The following is a 17,332-nucleotide window of genomic DNA, read 5'->3' as shown; positions in this document are numbered from 1 at the left end:
CCCTTCATGACGGATGGGAGCAAAGTCTTCCTGCTCATCCTCGCGGGCGGCGCTGCCACGGGCGTCCTCTGGGGCCTCTACAAGTGGCTCTTCGGCGAGCCCACCGACAACCCGACCCAAATCTCAGACTACGACTCGAGCGACAATTACGACTGACGGACGCTCGGGCGGTGGCCCGGCCCTAGTCGCCGAAGATCTTCCGGAAGAAGCGCACCACCGAGAACGAGACGGCGGTGTCCTCGGGACGGCCCTGGGTGTCCTGCTCGAGCGCCACGGGCGGCCGCTGGGCCTCGGGCGCCACCGAGAAGACGCTGAACTCGTCGTTGCCGTCGAGCGCCGTGAGCGCCTTGCGCGACGGGTTTCCACGTGTCGGCTTGGAGTCTGACATGGGCCTACCTCCCGGGGTTCACCGTGCGTCAGTGTAGGCCGAGACCCGTCACGGCGCCACGGGGGTCGGGGCGGACGGGGCCTTGCGGCGCAGGCCCACCACGTACACCTCCATGCTGGCACCACGCGTAGCCTCGGGACGCACCAGCTTCACGTCCTCGAAGCTGGCGCGCACCTCGTCGCGGAACTCCTCGAACTCGCCTCCCATGAAGAGCTTGGCCACGAAGGCCGAGCCCGGACGGCCCCGGGTGACGGCCAGCTCGAGCGCCTTGCGCGCCAACCGCAGGCTCCGGGCCTCGTCGGTGGTGCGGATGCCGCTCGTCTTGGGCGCCATGTCCGAGATGACCGCGTCATAGGGCCCGTCGTACAGCGCGCTCAGCTTCGCGTCGAAGTCGTCGGCCAGCACGTCCAGCACCGCCGTCTTCACGTTCTGCTGCGAGAAGGGCCGGATGGCGACGATGTCCACCCCGATGACCCGGCCGTTGGGGCCCACCGCGTCGGCCAATATCTGCAGGAAGCCCCCAGGCGCGGCCCCCAGGTCGAGCACGGAGGCGCCCTTCTTCAAGAAGGGGTAGCGCTTGAGGATCTCATCCACCTTGAAGGCGGAACGGGCCCTCAGCCCTTCTTGCTTGGCTTTCTTGAAATAGTGGTCTTTCGGACGGTAGGGCTTGCCCATGGCGAAGGGGCTCCCTACCATCGGCTACTGTCTTCGGGAAGCCGAAGCGGCGACGGGTGTCGAGGACCCGTGAAACGGCGGACCGGAGGGGGCATGCGACTGTTCAGCGTGACGACGGCGGTGTGCGTCTCCCTGCTGGCGGCGGCCTGCGCGGTGGGGTGTTGGTACCGCGCGGAGCAGCTGCGCTCGGAGTCGGACTGGCTGCTGGAGAGAAGCAAGGCCCAGGCGACCGAGTTCGCCCAGAGCTTCAACGACACCCTGGCCACCCAGCAGTTGGAGACGTTCGCCAAGCGCCGCGTGGTGCTGGAGCGGGCCCACCTGTGGCAGCGCGGACAGGAGCTGGGCATCCTGTTCGCGGTGGCAGCGGCGGCCTGCGCCTGGGTGCTGAGCCTGCTGCGCCGCCTGGATGGCGAGCTGGAGGAGGCCAGCCAGGAGCTGGAGGCGGCAAAGGCCGCTGAGCCGGTCTCCCTGGGTGCCGCCATCCGGCCCTCGCGTCCCTGAGGTGGCTCCCAGCAGGGGCTCGCGGTACGTGGAGCGCGCTGCTATGCACTCCTCACCCCAGAATGGGAGGTGGAGCATGCCGGGCTGCGCGCACTGCGGAGGCAAACTCGACATCGTGGGCAACCAGGTGGGACGGCGGGACACCTGCCCCCACTGCGGCGAGGAAGTGCACTCCTGCCGCAACTGCCGCCACTTCGACGTGACGGTGGCCAAGCAGTGCAAGGAGCCCTTCGCCGAGGTGCCCTCGGACAAGGACGAGGCCAACTTCTGTGAGCTCTTCCAGATTGGCGAGGGCGGCCTGCACGCGAAGGAGAGCCTGAGCACGGCGCTCTCCGCCGCCGAGGCCCTCTTCAAGAAGAAGTAACGGACGCGCACCCGAGCGCTCCGTCCCGTGCGCGGCGAGCGGGCAGGAACACTTCCCCTCCCGACCCTCCAACCAAATGTTCAGCAGAGAGCGGGAGCCCGGACGAAGCCGGCCAGCAGAATCCTCGCGCCGCTGAAGGGGAGAGCGAGCGTCAGGCAACTCCCGCCCTTGGGGGGTTGCATGGCGCTGCATCCGACCAACGAGGACTCTCAGGGCTCGCAGGAGATCTACCGCGGGCGCCGGTACGTCGTGTCTCGGGTATGGACGGAAGAGGGAGTCTCCCGAATCCTCAAGCAGGCCCGGCTGGGCGCCCTCGCTCCCACCAGCGCCGCGATGCTCCGCCACGAGTTCGAGCTGCTGCGGGAGCTGGAGGATGCAGGAGTCGCGGGAGTGGTGCGGCCGCTGGGCCTGGAGACGATGGCGGAGACCGTTGCGCTCGTCCTCGAGGATGCCGGACCTCGAGACCTGCGGGAGTGGCTGAAACGCAACCCGGTCGATCCCGACACCTTCCTGGAGCTGGCCCTCCAGCTCGCGACGATCCTCGCGGAGATTCACGGGCGGAACATCATCCACCGGGATCTCAACCCCTCCAACATCATCCTGGCCGGGCGGGAGCACCGCGTGACGGTGATCGACTTCGACATCGCCACCAAGGTCGCCGGGCTCTCCCATGCGGCGAACCTCCTCGGAGAGCTCGAGCTCACGCTGCCCTATATCTCGCCGGAGCAGACGGGACGGATGGACCGCCTCGTGGATCACCGCGCCGACCTCTACTCCCTGGGCGCCACGTTCTACGAGATGCTCACGGGCCTACCGCCATTCACGTCGCCGGACCCCGTCGAGCTCGTGCACGCCCATCTGGCGAGGCCTCCCCTTCCTCCGGTCCACGCCAACTCCAAGGTCCCGGAGATCCTCTCGGACCTGGTGCTGAAGCTGCTCGCCAAGATGCCCGAGGACCGCTACCAGAGCGCCGAGTCCCTCCTCGCCGATCTCCAGGAGCTCCAGAAACGGAAGCGGGTCTCAGGCAAGCTCGAGTCCTTCGAGCTCGGCCGGCTCGATCTGGCCCGACAGCTCCCCCTCCCGGAACACCTCTACGGGCGAGAGCACGAGCAGGCGAAGCTCGGAGCCGCCCTGGAGAGAGTCCAGCACGGTCCCAGTGAGTGCGTGCTCGTCGTAGGGGTGGCGGGCATCGGGAAGTCATCACTCGTCCACACGCTGCGCCAACGCCTCGGGCGCGCGGGATGGTTTCTCTCCGGCAAGTTCGACCAGCTTCAGCGCAACGTGCCCTATGCGCCCCTGGTGGACGCCTTCCACGGCCTCATCCGCGAACTGCTGAATGAACCGGCCAACCTCCGGGACCTATGGCGGCGCCGGCTGCTGGATGCAGTGGGAGCCCATGGCAGCGTCATCCTCGAGGTCCTCCCGCAGTTGGAGCAGCTGATCGGCAAACAACCTCCCGTGCCGGAGCTTGGGGCGAGCGAGGCCGAGACCCGCTTTCATCTGACGTTCCAATCCTTCATCCGAACCATCGCCTCACCCGAGGCCCCCCTCGTGCTGTTCCTGGATGACCTCCAGTGGGCCGATCCCGCCTCGCTCTCACTCTTCCAGCACCTGGCCGTGGATCCGGAATCCCAGCACGTACTGCTCGTGGGTGCCTCCAGGCCCGAGGCCATCGAACCGGAACATCCTGTCGCTCGCACACTCGCGGCCCTCCGGGAAGGGAGAGCAGCCCTCCGGATCATCGGGCTCGCTCCGCTGGACCTCGAAGCGCTCACGGACCTCTGTCACGACACCCTTCGCCGCGAGCCCGAGCAGGTCCAGCCCCTGGCCGAGCTCGTGCTGAGAAAGACAGCGGGCAATCCCCTCTTCGTCACCCAGTTCCTGCGCTACCTCCATCAGTCCGGCCTGTTGCACTTCGACGTCGAGCGCGGCCTGTGGAATTGGGATCTCGCCCGGATGGAACAGGTGAGCGTGACCGAGAACGTGCTCGAGCTCATGCTCTTGACCATCCGCCGGCTCCCCGAGCGAACCCAGAGCCTCCTGACGGTCGCGGCCTGCCTGGGCAATCGGGTGGATCTCCAGTTGCTTGCCACGTTGATGCGGATGTCCGTGGGTGAGACCGCCGCGGCACTCTGGAGCAGCATCCAGGAGGGACTCCTCGTTCCCGAGAACAAGGGCTCACTGCCCCCATGCTCCGACGGGCAGGCCCCCACGGAGCACCTGGAACACACCGCCATCTACCGTTTCGCACACGACCGCATCCAGCAGGCCGCGTACTCCCTCCTTCCCGAGAGACACAAGAAGCGGCTCCACCTCGAGGCGGGGCGCCTGCTGCGAAGCACCTGCGAACACACGCTCGACGAGCGGCTCTTCGAGGTGGCTGACCAGCTCAACCTGGGCGCGGAGCTGGTGACGAACGCGGCGGAGCGGCTGGAGCTGGCCCGACTCAACCTCCAGGCCGGCCGCAAGGCCAAGACCTCTTCGGCGTTCCGCTCCGCGCTGGGATACCTGACCCGCGGCATCGGCTTCCTTCCTCCGGACGCGTGGCGGTCGCACTACGAGCTGACCTTCCGCCTTCATCGCGAGGCCACGGAGTGCGCCTACATCACGGACGCTCAGGAGCTTTCCGAGAAGCTCATCACCTCCGCGTTGACCCAGGCCAGGTCGCGCATCGAGAAGGCGGACCTCTACACCCTCTGGCTGCTCGCCTGCGTGATGAGGCGGGCCTTCCCGGAGGCACTCCAGTGTGGACGAGAGGGGCTGCGGTTGTTAGGCATCGAGCTGCCAGGGGAGACGGACCTCCCCCAGGCCTTCACGGCCGAGTTGGCAGCGGTGAAGGAGAATCTGCGCGGCCGTTCGTTCGAGGAGCTCCTCGAGGCCCCCCAGATGAAAGACCCGGAGCAGCTCGCCTGCATGCGGCTCCTGTCGGAGCTCATCACGGTCTCCTTCTTCGTTGACCCCACCCTGTTCGCCTTCATCAACATCCGCGTCATCAATCTCACCTTGAAACATGGCAACACGCTCTACGCCGCCTCCTCGTATGCCTTGTATGGGATGCGTCTGGGTTTACGCCTGGGCGACTACGCGTCCGGCCATGCCTTCGGCCGTCTGGGGGTGGAGCTGAGCCTGCGGTATGACGATCCACGGCAACGCAGCAGGACGCTCATCGCGTTCGCGGTGAGTGTGAACCATTGGAGGGCGCCGCTTCGAACCGATCTGCCCCTCAGCCGGCAGGCCTTCGCCGCCGGGCTTGCGAGCGGCGATCTCCAGTTCGCCGACTACGCGGTATCGATAACGGCTTACATCCTGTTCGCGATGGGGACCAGCTTCTCCCTCATGCTCTCCGAGCTCGAATCCGGCCTCACCTTCTTCCGTAAGCGCAGTGTCCACAGGATGGTGGATTCACTCCTCGCGCTCCGCCAGGCCATCCGGTGCCTGCAGGACCGGGCGCGGGAGCGGACCCGTTTTGAGGATGACGAGTTCAACGAAGCAACCTTCCTCGCCTCGAACCGGAACCTCTTCGCGACCATCACCCTGTACAGGATCCTCCGCCTCCAGGTGTCCTATCTGCTGGGCGACTACGAGTACGCCCGAGAGATGTCTCGGGAAGCGGCAGCACACCTCGAGTCCATCTCGGGATGGTTCTTCGTCGCCGAGCACAACTTCTACACCTCGTTGCTCCTGGCAGCGTGCTGCGCCAAGGCCACACCTGAGGAGCAGAGCCACCTGCTCGCCGAGATCGCCGCCAACCAACACCAGCTCGGCATCTGGGCAGAGAACTGCCCGGAGAACTTCCGCCACAAGTACGAGCTGGTCAGCGCCGAGGTCGCCCGCCTCGAAGGACGGCATGTGGAGGCCATGCGGCTCTACGACAGTGCCATCGAGGGTGCCCATCGCGAGGAGTTCCTCCAAGACGAGGCCCTGGCCAATGAGCTTGCGGGACGCTACTTCCGGACGGCCGGCGGAAAACGGCTCGCCCACGTCTATCTGCGGGGTGCCATCGAGGGCTATGCCCGCTGGGGCGCGCAGGCCAAGGTGTCGGCACTCGAGGAGGAGTTCCCGGGGCTGGAGCCCACCGAGTCCGTGGACTGGAAGACACCGGACCTCACTCCCGCGGGCGGAGCAGTGGGTGGCTCTGCACTCGACATGCTCAGCATCCTGAAGGCCGCGGACACCCTCGTGAGCGAGGTGGTGTTGGACCGCCTGCTCGACAAGCTCATGACGGTGTGTCTGGAAGCGGCAGGGGCTCAACGCGGGGCGCTCGTGCTCAATGAGAAGGACACCCTGATGGTGCGAGCCCTGGGCGCGGTCTCCGAGCCCGTCGCGCTGGGAAGCACCCCCTTGAGGAAGTCGAGTCAGGTTCCCGTCACGCTCATCGAGCACGCCTGCGATTCGGGCGAAGCCCTCGTCCTGGCCAATGCCGCCTGGCAGGGCGCGTTCGTCTCCGATCCCTATGTGGCCCAGCACGCCGTCAAATCGGCCCTTGCGGTGCCCATCCAACGGCCCCCGAAGACAATTGGCGTGCTCTACCTGGAGAACAACCTCGCCACCCGGGCCTTCACTCCGGAGCGGGTCCGGGTGCTGCGGCTCCTGTCCTCGCAGATCGCCATCGCGCTGGAGAACAGCCAACTCTTCGAGCGGCTGCGCATCGAGGTCGATGAACGGAGACGGGCGGAGCAGGCCGTCCGCTTCCTCGCCGAGTGGAGCCTCATATTGGCCGAGTCCCTGGACTTCGAGACGACGCTGGCCAAGGTGACACGCTCGGTGGTGCCCTACCTGGCTGATTGGTGCGCGGTGGATGTCGTTGAGAAGGACGGGAGGCTCCGTGTGGTGACGGTGGCCCATGTGGATCCCGCGAAGGAGGTCCTCCTGCGCACGCTCATGGAGGAATATCCCCACAACTGGAATACACCCGAGTCGCTCGTCCGCGTGCTGCGGACGGGGCGGCCCCTGCTCTTCTCGGAGCTCGATGATGCACTCCTGCGAAGGAACAATCCCTATCGCGAGGAGCGCTTCTTCGACATCCTTCACGCGGTCTCGGTCCGGTCAGGAATGATCGTTCCACTCACCGCTCGGGGAAAGACGCTCGGCGCCATCATGTTCGCTTCGGCGACGGCGGGGCGCCGCTTCACGGAGACAGAGCTGGACCTGGCGCAGGAGCTGGCTCGCCGGGCCGCCGTCAGCATCGACAACGCTCGGCTGTATGGCGAGTCCCAGGACGCCATCCAACTGCGCGACGACTTCCTGTCCGTCGCCGCGCATGAGCTCTACACCCCCATCACCTCGCTCCGCCTGTCCGTGCAGGGGCTCCTGAGGCGCGCCGGCTCCGAGCTACCGGAACCCCTGACCCGGGGAATCCGGAGCGCCGAGGCCCAGACCCGTAGGCTGTCGAAGTTGATCGAGGAGCTGCTCGACGTCACGCGCATCCAGACTGGACACATCCACCTCCACCTGGAGCGGGTGGAGCTGGCGGAGGTGATCCAGGACGTCGTCGAGCGCATGGGGGAATCGATCACGCGGGCAAACAGCTCCCTGTCACTCCATCTCAAGACAGGCGTGGTGGGACGATGGGATCGCCTCCGGCTGGAGCAGGTGACCACCAACCTGCTCTCCAATGCCCTCAAGTTCGGAGCGGGCAAGCCCATCGACATCGCGCTCGACCGCGAGGGAGATACGGCACGGCTCAGGGTCAGCGACCAGGGCATCGGCATCGCACCCGACCGCCTGCCTCACGTCTTCGAGCGGTTCGAGCGGGCGGTCTCGGTGGAGCACTACGGGGGCCTCGGGCTAGGACTCCACATCGTGCGGGAGATCGTCTCCGCGCTCGGAGGCACGGTGCGGGCGGACAGCAAGCCTGACGTGGGGACCACCCTGACGGTGGAGCTGCCCTGCTCCGGGCCTCCCTCCATCGCGCCGGAGCACCATGCGGCCAAGGACAGGGCCTCCGCCTCGAGCCCGTAGGTGCCTGCTACCGAGGAGATGTGTCCCTCACCCCAGCCCTCTCCCAAAGGGAGAGGGGTCATACACGGGTGAAAGCTGAGTGCTGCTCAAAAGCCGGACATCTTCGAGAGGATCTCCTTCATCACCTCGGAGGTACCGCCGCCGATGGTGATGAGCCGGATGTCGCGCCAGGCCCGCGCGATGTGTGTCTCCTCGATGTAGCCCATGCCTCCGAAGAACTGCTGGACGTCGTAGGCCACCCGCTGCGCCAGGTCTCCCGCGAACAGCTTCGCCATGGAGATCTCCCGCACCGGGTTCTCCTTCGCGTCGAAGAGCGCCACCGCGTGGTACGTCAGCCGCTTGGCCGCCTCGATGGCCGCCATGTGCTCCACCAGCTTGTGCCTCCACACCTGGAAGCCCAGCAGCGGCTTGCCGAACGCCTGCCGCTCCTTCCCGTACGCGAGCGCGTCTTCAATCATCCGCTCCATCCCCCCCACGGCCGACAGCGCTCCCACCAGGCGCTCGCCCTGGAAGTTCGTCATGATGTGGTAGAAGCCCTGGTTCTCCTCCCCCAGCACGTAGCGGCGCGGAATCCGGCAGTCCTCGAAGAAGAGGATCGCCGTGTCCGAGGACAGGTTGCCCACCTTGTCGAGCTTCTTCGACACCGAGAAGCCCTTCACGTCCGTGGGGAACGTCACCAGCGAGATGCCCCCGTACCCCGGCCCGCCCGTACGCACGGCCAGCGTGATGAAGTCCGCTCGCGTGCCGTTCGTAATCCACATCTTCGAGCCGTTGATGACGTAGTCATCCCCGTCGATGCGCGCCGTCGTCTGCATGCTCGCTACGTCCGAGCCCGCTCCCGGCTCGCTCACGCCCAGCGCGGCGATCTTCTCGCCCGCCAGCGCCGGCGCGAGGAACTCGCGCTTCTGCTCGTCCGTACCGATCTCGTTGATGATCGGCGTGGCCATCTGGCTCTGCACCAGCATCGCCATGTTCACGCCCGCGTTGCGGCTGCGCGTCAGCTCCTCGGTGAAGGCCGTCACGTACCAGTAGTCCAGCCCGCTGCCGCCGTACTTCGGATCATGGTTGATGCCGAAGAAGCCCAGCTCGCCGCACTTCTTGAATAGCTCCCGGGGAAAGATGCCCGCCCGGTCCCACTCCAGGGCGTGCGGCGTCATCTCCTTCTCCACGAACGTACGCACCGTCTTGCGGAAGGCCTCATGCTCCTCGGTAAACGGGTTCAGCATGGTCGCTGTGGCTCCTCGGGGTGATTGATTAGGGAGTCAATAGTACAAGGGTCGTCCTCGCGGACAAGGACACTCATGACTTCTGTCACCCTGGCGTTGCTCGCGCTCCTGTCGGCTACACCGGCCGCACGCCCCTCGGCCGAGGAGGTGCTCCGCACGCAATGCCGTACATGGGCCGCGGATCCGAAGAACCCCTGGGCGCTCGCTCACGGCATCGCCCTGGAGGGCCGCGCCTTCAAGGCCCGCGATGGTCGCCGCGCCTCGGACCTCATCGTTTCGGACTTCCTCCGCCGCGAGGACACGGACCTCCGCTTTGACGCCTTCGCCGCCGACGGCACGCCCGTGGAGCCCCACCCCAACCTCCTGGTGAAGACCCTGCTGCTCGCCGGGTATCCGACCTCCCAGTCCTTCCGCGCGAACTGGGGGCCCGTCACCCTCGGTGCGCTCGTGGAGGACTTGAAGCGCGACTTCCGCCGCGACGCGGCCCTGTCGCCGCATGGCGCCTGGACGCTCGATGCCCTCTCCCACGCCCTGCCTCCTGGCGCCACCTTCACCAACAGCGCGGGAGAGACGCTCCGCCTCGACGCGGTGATGGATGAGGCGCTCGCTCTGCTCGAGCATGAGCAGGCGGAGCTGATGGCCGGAATGAAGGCCGGGCTGCCCCAGGTGCCCAAGCGCAAGCAGGGCATCTACACGCACCCCTGTGGAGGGCTCCACCTCTTCCAGGCCATCGCCAGCCACGCGCGCCACCCCGCCGTGCGCAAGGCCTGGGGCGCCCGCCTCGACGCTCAGGTGGACGTCCTCGTCTACCGGCTGGCCTCCGAATCCCGCCAGTACGATGCCGCCCTCACCTCCGCACCGCCTGCCTACCGCCTCCCCGTGCTCATACAGATGGTGAAGTTCTACGGGCACTTCCTCGAGACGCTCGGCCGCTTCCGCGAGGAGACGGGCTGGAAGCCCACGCCCGAGCAGGCCCAAGCGGTGGAACAAGCGCGTGCGCTGCTCGATGGCGCGGTGCGTCGAATCGACGCGGCTGGCGCCTTCCGCGACATGGAGTCCGTGAAGGCGGCGCAGTACCAGCTCTACCTGGACCTCATCGGCGATGCGTGCCACGCCGCGCACGGCCTCGGCTACTGGAGGAACCACCCCGGAGGTTGATACAAGCCTCAACCATGCCCTCCCCCCTCCGCCTCCTGGTCGCGAGTCTGGCCCTGATCGGGCTCACGCTCGCCGGCTGCAAGAAGGAGAGCTGCCTCGGCAACGATGAAGGATGCCGGGTCGCCAGCCCCTGCGAGAAACTGAGCTACTCCTGTGAAGCCGCCTCCGGCTCGATGCTCGAGGTACGCACCCTCACCCCCGAGGACCGGCGCGCTGGAAGCAATGGTCCAGGCACCGGAACCGACACCGTGCCCGGCGGCCTCAACGCCCTCGGCGCCCGCGGCGACATCCTCCTGAGCAATGACCGGGCGGTGGCCGTCCTCGCGGGCATCGGCAACACGAACCTGCTGGATCCCAACGGTGGCTCGCTGCTGGACCTGAGCGCCCGCGGCAAGAACAACGACGGCCTCAACCAGGTGCTCCAGGTGGTGGGCATCCTCCCCGGGGACGCCGCGCACTACACGTCGATGAAGATCATCGACGAGCGCCCCACCCGCGTGGCAGTGCAGTTCAGCGGCACGCTCGACGGCAAGCCCGAGTTCCCCATCCACACCCTCTACGAGATGCGCCCGTGCGAGCCTGGCATCCGCGTGCGCACCGAGGTCCTCAACACCGCCGTGGACCCGCAGCTGTGGGCCCTGTCGGACGGCTTCTACTGGAGCGGCCGCGAGGCCCTGCCCTTCACTCCCTCGGAGGGCTCGGGCTACCAGCATCCGTCCTTCAGCCTCCTCACCATCGGGGACGCCTTCAAGAAGTTCCCGTACCTGACGGCCGCCATGGCCTCGGACCCGGCCTCCAGCTACGCCCACGTGGCCTGCGGCGAGGCGAACCTGCTCGAGGGCTTCCAGAGCGATCAGATCTCCTCCTCGGGCCTGCCGCGCACCGTGGTGCAGCCGCGCGACTACCTCGTCTTCGAGCGCTTCCTCGCTGTGTCCGAGCGCGGGGATGTGGCCGCCGCCGCGGACCTGGCCCTGGAGGCTCGGCAGAAGCTGCACGGTGAGAAGTACGTGACGCTCAGTGGCATGGTGACCCGGAACGGGGCGCCGGTGGGTACGGGCCGCGAGGCCAGCGTCATCATCAGCGAGGGCGAGCTCTCCGCCGACCCGAGCACCCGCGTGCCGTGGACCCAGGTGACGCCCGACAAGGAGGGCCGCTTCCAGGCCCGCGTGCCCGCCGGCCGCGACTATGTGGTGGAGCTGCATGCCTTCGGCCGCAAGGTGGCCGACCGGCAGCTCGACAACGTGAAGGCGGACACCGACGTGGGAACGCTCGCCGTGTCCACCCACTCCCGGCTCACCGTGAATGTGGTGGATTGGATCAGTGGTGTTGGCCTCAACGCCGAGGTCTTCCTCGTCCCCGTGAACGCCACCACCCAGAAGGACACGGAGGGCACGCTGCACGGCCGCTTCGGCACCTGCGCGCCCTGGCTGGGTCCGCCTCCGGGCCCCTCGCCCGCGTGCAACCGCTTCCTCGTCCACAACGGCACCGCCACCGTGGACGCCCCCGCGGGCACCTTCTACGTCTACGCCTTCAAGGGCCCCTTCTGGACCATCGATCGCGAGACGGTGACGCTCGGCGCCCAGAACACCACCGTGGAACTGGTGCTGCACAAGCTGGCACTCCAGCCGCTCGGTACCGTAGGCGCGGACCTGCACGTGCACGGCGCCGCCAGCTTCGACAGCTCCATCCCCGACGAGGACCGCGTGCTGTCCTTCGCCGCCACGGACCTGGACGTCATCGTCTCCACCGACCACGACATCATCTACGACTATGGCCAGGTGGTGCGCCGTCTGGGCCTGCAGAACAAGATGAGCGCCGTGGTGGGCCTGGAGACCACCGGCCACATCCTCTGGATGAAGCGCCCCGGCTCCACCCTGCCCCTGGTGGTGGGCCACTACAACTTCTGGCCGCTCGAGTACGACCCGACGAAGCCGCGCAACGGCGCTCCGGCGGACGAGCTCGTCGAGCCCGGTGAGCTGTTCGACCGCGTGAAGGACAGCGCCCCGGCTTCCCTGCGCGACCAGCTCCTGGTGCAGCTCAACCACCCGTGGTCCGACGCCGAGTTCGGCCGCGACCTGGGCTACCCGCGCGCGCTCGCGCTCGACACGACGAAGAACCTGCCCTCGCGCGATGACGGCACCAGCTCCGGCATGTACGTGCGCACGCCCAAGGGTGGCTTCGCCAACAACGGCCAGCACGCCCAGGAAGTAATGAACGGCACGCAGAACGACATGCTGCTGCCCTACCGCGCCTTCTGGTTCTACACGCTGAGCCAGGGTCAGCTCGCCGCGGGCACCGCCAACAGCGACTCGCACAGCCTCACCGACAACACCGCGGGCGTGCCGCGCAACATCGTCTACGCCAACACCACCCCCGGCACCTCGTTCGACACCAACGTCTTCAACAAGGCCCTGAAGGCTGGTGACTCCTTCGGCACCAACGGCCCCGTCATCGAGGCCACCGTGGACACCGCGAGCGGGCGCCGCCGCTTCGGCTTCTCCCCGCTGTCGCCCCCGGCCGACGCGAAGCTCCACATCAGGGTCTCCGCCGCCCCCTGGGTGCCCGTGGAGGAGGTGCGCATCGTCGTCAACGGCACCGTCGTGAAGACGATTGGCAGCACGGAGCTCTCGCACCCGACGGATCCACTCGGCCCCGAGGGAGTCGCCGAGCTCGTGCGCTACGACAACAGCCTGGCGCTCTCCGAGCTGCTCACCGGCGTCAGCGGTGATGCCTGGCTCGTGGTGGAGGCCGGCGCCCGCCTGCCGCTCGCCGCTGACTTCGGCGGCCCCGGTGGCGACAAGCCGGATGGCATCCCCGACACGAGCGACAACAACGGCGACGGCAAGGTGGACCGCGCCGACATCGCCGAGGGCTCCAACTACGGCCCGCTGCGCACCCCCACCCCGCCCACCAGCGAGGCGAGCTCGCAGTTCCACTTCTCCCAGGTGGTCACCGGCGGCTACCCCATGTCCTTCACCAACCCCTTCCTCCTCGACCGGAATGGCAACGGACGCTTCGATGCCCCCGGCGTGGCCGCCAAGTGAATCGAGGGCACACCGTGAACATGTCCCGACTGCTCTCCGCGCTCGCCGTCCTGCTGCTGCTGCCCGCCACCGCTCGTGCGGAGGGCGGGTGTGAGCAGTGGATTTCCCCCGCGCTCGCCGAGGGCCCCATCACCTTCGGCTTCCAGTCCGCCGACGTCGCCACCGGCCGCCGTGCCTGCCCTCGCACCGAGGTGGGCTTCGGCGTCCAGGGTGGCGCCATCATCGAGACGGAGAACTTCTACGGCGCCGTCACCGGGGCGGGCCTCCTCTCCGGCAGCTACGCCGTGCGCCCGGACCTGGAGGTGTTCGCCACGCTGGAGGCGCTGCGCTTCCAGTTCGTCCAGAACGCCACCCTCACCGGCACCACGATGCACCTGGGGCAGCTCACCGTTGGCGGCACCTGGATGGCGCTGACGCGTGGGTCCTTCGTGCTCTCCCCCAGTGCGCGGCTGGAGCTACCTACGTCCTTCGCGAGCCCGAGGACGCGCACGCTGGGCGGTGAGGTGGGCGCCGCCATGCTGTACCGGCCCACGAACCGCTTCGAGGTGCACGGGTACGCGGGTGTGGATGTGTCCACCGCCCTGGGGGCTGGGGCCGCACTGCCCCGCGCCGGCTTCCTGATGAACGTGGGTACCGAGTACGCGCTCTGCAGCGGCTTCGCGGCCGTGCTCGATGCCAACGTGCACTTCGGCCACCGGGCCGTGCTCGACTACGTGGCGCCGGCCATCGGGCTGCGCTTCCGCGCGGGCGAGCACTTTGGCGCGGAGCTGGGCGCCAGCCTGCCCTTGCTGGGTGCCGAGCGAGCCCTCGCCATTGGCGGGCTGAAGCTCACGTACCGCATGTAGTGGTTTGCGGGAGGCCGGGCGTCCCACCTGAGGTACGCTCGGCTACCCGTCCGCCGTAATTCCCGACGTGCTGGACATGTCCAGCACACGCGCCTTCATCTCCGGCACACCCTGCTGGCGGGCAACGCCCCGCCCGCTCCGGAGAGGAATTCCAGCGGCGGGACTCGTGTCAGCCCAGGTCTCCATGCAGCCCCCTCCTCGTTCCCGCGCTCCGCTTGCTCGCTCGACGCTCATCAAGATGGGCGTGCGCATCGCGGTCGTCATCGCCTTAACAACCTTCGTCAGCTACCTCCATATGCTCCGCACGCTGCGCATCGAGGCGCTCGCGCAACTGGAGCAGCACGTCTCGGAGCGCATCCAGCGGGAGCAGGCCATCTTCCTGCTGGCCGAGGACAACCTCGCCGTCCTCGAGAAGGCCCTGGAGGAGCGCATCCGGACCCTGGGCCCGGAGGACGTGGGCGCGCGCTTCGACAGTCTGTTCGTGCGGCTGCCCGACGGCACGGTTCGCAGCCGCCGCGAGGGCTTTGACGGCACGAAGATGCCGGGCGTCTTCGTCCCTCGGGGCGTCACCCTCGACGAGGGCATGCGCCGCCGGTTGCTGGCCTCCTACGACGTGCTCTCCTCGTACGGGCCCGCCTTCCACGTCCGCTTCACGGACGCCTTTGTCACGCTGCCCGAGGGGCCGATCATCCTCTACTGGCCCGAGCGCCCCACGTGGATCCTCGACGCCGAGCCCGGCTTCATGGTCACCGACCAGGAGTTCTTCGCCACCAGCCTGCCCGCGAACAACCCAGAGCGGCGGACGCTCTGGTCCGAGGTCTACACGGATGAGGTCAGTGGCAGATCGATGACCTCGGCCACCACTCCCCTGGACCTCGACGGCCGGCATGTCGCGGCGATCAGCCAGGACGTGCTCATGGAGGAGCTGACGGAGCGCACCGCCAACGACCACCTGCCCGGCACGACCAACGTCATCTTCCGCGACGACGGCAAAGTCATCGCCCATCCGGAAATAGAAGCGGACCACCTGCGTCGCATCGTCGAGCGGGTGCAAGCCCGTCCGCCTGAGCAGGCCGTCCTCGAGCTGCCGGAGCACAGCGAGTACCTCGCCGTAGGACGGATACAGGGGCCCGGCTGGAACTTCGTCACCGTGCTCCCCGAAACCATCGTGGCGAAACCCGCCCTCCAGGCCGCCCGCTACGTGCTGCTGCTCGGCCTCGTGTCGCTCGTGCTCGAGCTGGTCATCATGGCCTGGGTGCTCAAGCATCAGATCACCCGTCCGCTAGGGGCCTTCACCCAGGCCACCGACCGGATTGCCTCCGGTGACTTCCACGTGGAGCTGGACACCTCACGCAACGACGAGCTGGGTCAGCTCGCTTGCTCCTTCCAGCTCATGGCGGACAAGGTTCAGCACCGCGAGCAGGCCCTGCGCGAGGCCAACGAGGGCCTGGAGCAGCGTGTCGAGGAACGCACCCGCGAGCTGAAGGAGGTCCACGTCCAGTTCGTACAGTCGGCCCGGCGCGCGGGCATGGCGGAGATCGCCACCAACGTGCTGCACAACGTGGGCAACGTGCTCAACAGCGTCTACACCTCTGCCCAACTGGCCAAGGAGCGCATGACGGGCATGCGCCTGGAACAAGTGGACCGCGTGGCCAGCCTGCTCCAAGAGAACCAGGACAGCATCGGCACCTTCCTCTCCCAGGACGAGCGCGGCAAGAACGTCCTGCCCTTCCTCGGCAAGCTGGGCCAGAACCTGCTCGACGAGCGCCTGGAGATCATCTCCCTGCTCGACGACGTGGGCCGCTACACCGAGCACGTGGGAGACATCGTCAAGGTGCAGCAGAACTACGCGCGCACGCCTCGGCTGCAGGAGTCCGTGCACCTGGCAGGGCTGGTGGAGGACGCACTGCGCATCAACTCCGCCGGGCTCACCCGCCACCAGGTGAAGGTGGTGCGCCACCTGGCCGACCTGCCTCCCCTGCTCACCGACAAGCACAAGACGCTGATGATCCTGGTCAACCTGGTCAGCAACGCCAAGTACGCCATGGATGGAGTGCCTCCCGCCGAGCGGCTGCTCACCGTGAAGCTGGAGCGCACCGCCAACGAGCAGGTGCGCATCCAGGTACATGACAACGGCATGGGCATTGCGCCGGAGATGCTCACCCGCATCTTCCAGTACGGCTTCACCACGAGGCAGGAGGGCCATGGCTTCGGCCTGCACTCCAGCGCCCTGGCGGCCCAGGAGATGGGGGGTGCACTCACCGTCCACAGCGAGGGGCCAGGCCACGGGGCCACCTTCACGCTGGAGCTGCCCTTCCTCCCGGCGCCCTCATAGACGGTGCGAGAAACGGCGCGAGAGACAGTTCGAGGTTTGTAGTGCAAGAATGTGAGAAAAACTTTACAGTGTCGCTACATGTCGGAAACAGGACACTCTAGCGACTTCCGGTAGCCCTCCCTTGAGTGTAGTGCCCTCGCGTCGGGCCCACACGAAGCCCCCTCGAACGAGTCACCGGCCCAGGAGACTGCATGAGCAATCCCACGGACAAGAGGCGGATCCTCGTCATCGATGATTCCGAGGCCATCCACACGGACTTCCGCCGGATCCTCAACCCCGAGCAGCGCCGCGGTCGAGACGATCTCGACCTGCTGGAGGAGGCCCTCTTCGGCCCGACGCCCTCCCGTGCCACGGCCGCGGCCGAGCCAGAGTTCGAAGTGGACTCCGCCTTCCAGGGACAGGAAGGCCTCGCCAAGGTGACCGAGGCCCTGGCGGCTGGCCGCCCCTACTCCTTGGTGTTCCTCGACTACCGGATGCCTCCTGGCTGGAATGGCGCCGAGACGCTCAGGCGGCTGCGGGAGGTCGCTCCCGCGCTGCGCGTGGTGCTCTGCTCGGCCTACTCCGACTACTCGTGGGCGGAGCTGCTCCAGGAGTTCGGCGAGCACCAGACGCTCCGCGAGCTGAGGAAGCCCTTCAACGGCCAGGAAGTGCGCCAGCTCGCGCTCACCCTCACCACGCCGAGCAATAACTCTTCCGCCGCTGGGTGAGCAGGGTTCTCACCCAGCGCCCAGGAGTCATCCTGGCGAGCCGCTGGTCATCCGGGGCACGAGGAATTCCTGTGACGGTTCTGGTGTCAGATTCGTCACAGCCGACCCAGTGATGGAGTGTGCTTCAG

At 67.5% G+C, this 17,332-nt stretch carries 13 protein-coding genes; 9 read left to right on the top strand and 4 right to left on the bottom strand.

The genetic code is table 11. From position 1 onward, the window contains the following. Nucleotides 1-6 precede the first annotated feature (6 nt). A complete protein-coding gene (locus tag OV287_RS21000) occupies nucleotides 7-156 on the top strand; it encodes a hypothetical protein (protein WP_267535818.1) in 150 nt (49 codons plus the stop codon). Between the two features lie 25 nt (nucleotides 157-181). Here the strand turns inward: OV287_RS21000 and OV287_RS20995 are convergent, their stop codons facing one another. After that, entirely contained in the window at nucleotides 182-388 is a 207-nt protein-coding gene (locus OV287_RS20995) for a hypothetical protein (protein ID WP_267535817.1), read from the bottom strand. 48 nt (nucleotides 389-436) lie between these two features. Continuing rightward, the gene (locus OV287_RS20990) at nucleotides 437-1,084 is read right to left on the bottom strand and encodes an SAM-dependent methyltransferase (protein WP_267535816.1); all 648 of its coding nucleotides are present in this window, start codon (nucleotides 1,082-1,084) and stop codon (nucleotides 437-439) included. A gap of 72 nt (nucleotides 1,085-1,156) precedes the next feature. Here OV287_RS20990 and OV287_RS20985 point away from each other — a divergent pair, with 72 nt between their 5' ends. From OV287_RS20985 to OV287_RS20975, 3 genes are all read left to right on the top strand, one after another. Continuing rightward, nucleotides 1,157-1,564 (top strand): hypothetical protein, encoded by a 408-nt coding sequence (locus OV287_RS20985; RefSeq protein WP_267535815.1) that lies wholly within the window; start codon nucleotides 1,157-1,159, stop codon nucleotides 1,562-1,564. 76 nt (nucleotides 1,565-1,640) lie between these two features. Beyond that, complete coding sequence (locus tag OV287_RS20980; protein WP_267535814.1) at nucleotides 1,641-1,928, top strand: hypothetical protein; 288 nt, start codon at nucleotides 1,641-1,643, stop codon at nucleotides 1,926-1,928. Nucleotides 1,929-2,108: 180 nt separating this feature from the next. Beyond that, entirely contained in the window at nucleotides 2,109-7,889 is a 5,781-nt protein-coding gene (locus OV287_RS20975) for an ATP-binding sensor histidine kinase (protein WP_267535813.1), read from the top strand. 86 nt (nucleotides 7,890-7,975) lie between these two features. Here the strand turns inward: OV287_RS20975 and OV287_RS20970 are convergent, their stop codons facing one another. Then, entirely contained in the window at nucleotides 7,976-9,115 is a 1,140-nt protein-coding gene (locus OV287_RS20970) for an acyl-CoA dehydrogenase family protein (protein WP_267535812.1), read from the bottom strand. 75 nt (nucleotides 9,116-9,190) lie between these two features. Between OV287_RS20970 and OV287_RS20965 the strand changes: the two genes are divergently transcribed. From OV287_RS20965 to OV287_RS20955, 3 genes are read left to right on the top strand one after another with little or no spacing between them, the layout of a single operon-like run. Continuing rightward, a complete protein-coding gene (locus OV287_RS20965; protein WP_267535811.1) occupies nucleotides 9,191-10,273 on the top strand; it encodes a hypothetical protein in 1,083 nt (360 codons plus the stop codon). Between the two features lie 14 nt (nucleotides 10,274-10,287). Next, nucleotides 10,288-13,317, top strand: a complete 3,030-nt coding sequence (locus OV287_RS20960; RefSeq protein ID WP_267535810.1) for a CehA/McbA family metallohydrolase — start codon at nucleotides 10,288-10,290, stop codon at nucleotides 13,315-13,317. Between the two features lie 14 nt (nucleotides 13,318-13,331). Continuing rightward, nucleotides 13,332-14,162 (top strand): hypothetical protein, encoded by an 831-nt coding sequence (locus OV287_RS20955; RefSeq protein WP_267535809.1) that lies wholly within the window; start codon nucleotides 13,332-13,334, stop codon nucleotides 14,160-14,162. Nucleotides 14,163-14,204: 42 nt separating this feature from the next. Here OV287_RS20955 and OV287_RS20950 read toward each other — a convergent pair whose 3' ends face one another. Then, nucleotides 14,205-14,348, bottom strand: a complete 144-nt coding sequence (locus OV287_RS20950) for a hypothetical protein (RefSeq protein ID WP_267535808.1) — start codon at nucleotides 14,346-14,348, stop codon at nucleotides 14,205-14,207. Between the two features lie 52 nt (nucleotides 14,349-14,400). Between OV287_RS20950 and OV287_RS20945 the strand changes: the two genes are divergently transcribed. Both OV287_RS20945 and OV287_RS20940 read left to right on the top strand, forming a co-directional pair. Continuing rightward, entirely contained in the window at nucleotides 14,401-16,497 is a 2,097-nt protein-coding gene (locus OV287_RS20945; protein WP_267535807.1) for an ATP-binding protein, read from the top strand. A gap of 191 nt (nucleotides 16,498-16,688) precedes the next feature. Next, nucleotides 16,689-17,204, top strand: coding sequence for a response regulator (locus OV287_RS20940; RefSeq protein ID WP_267535806.1), 516 nt, complete (start codon nucleotides 16,689-16,691; stop codon nucleotides 17,202-17,204). Nucleotides 17,205-17,332: the final 128 nt, after the last annotated feature.

This window comes from Archangium lansingense (assembly GCF_026626635.1).
Taxonomy (GTDB): Bacteria; Myxococcota; Myxococcia; order Myxococcales; family Myxococcaceae; genus Archangium; species Archangium lansingense.
This window is presented reverse-complemented; position numbering and strand designations above follow the sequence as displayed.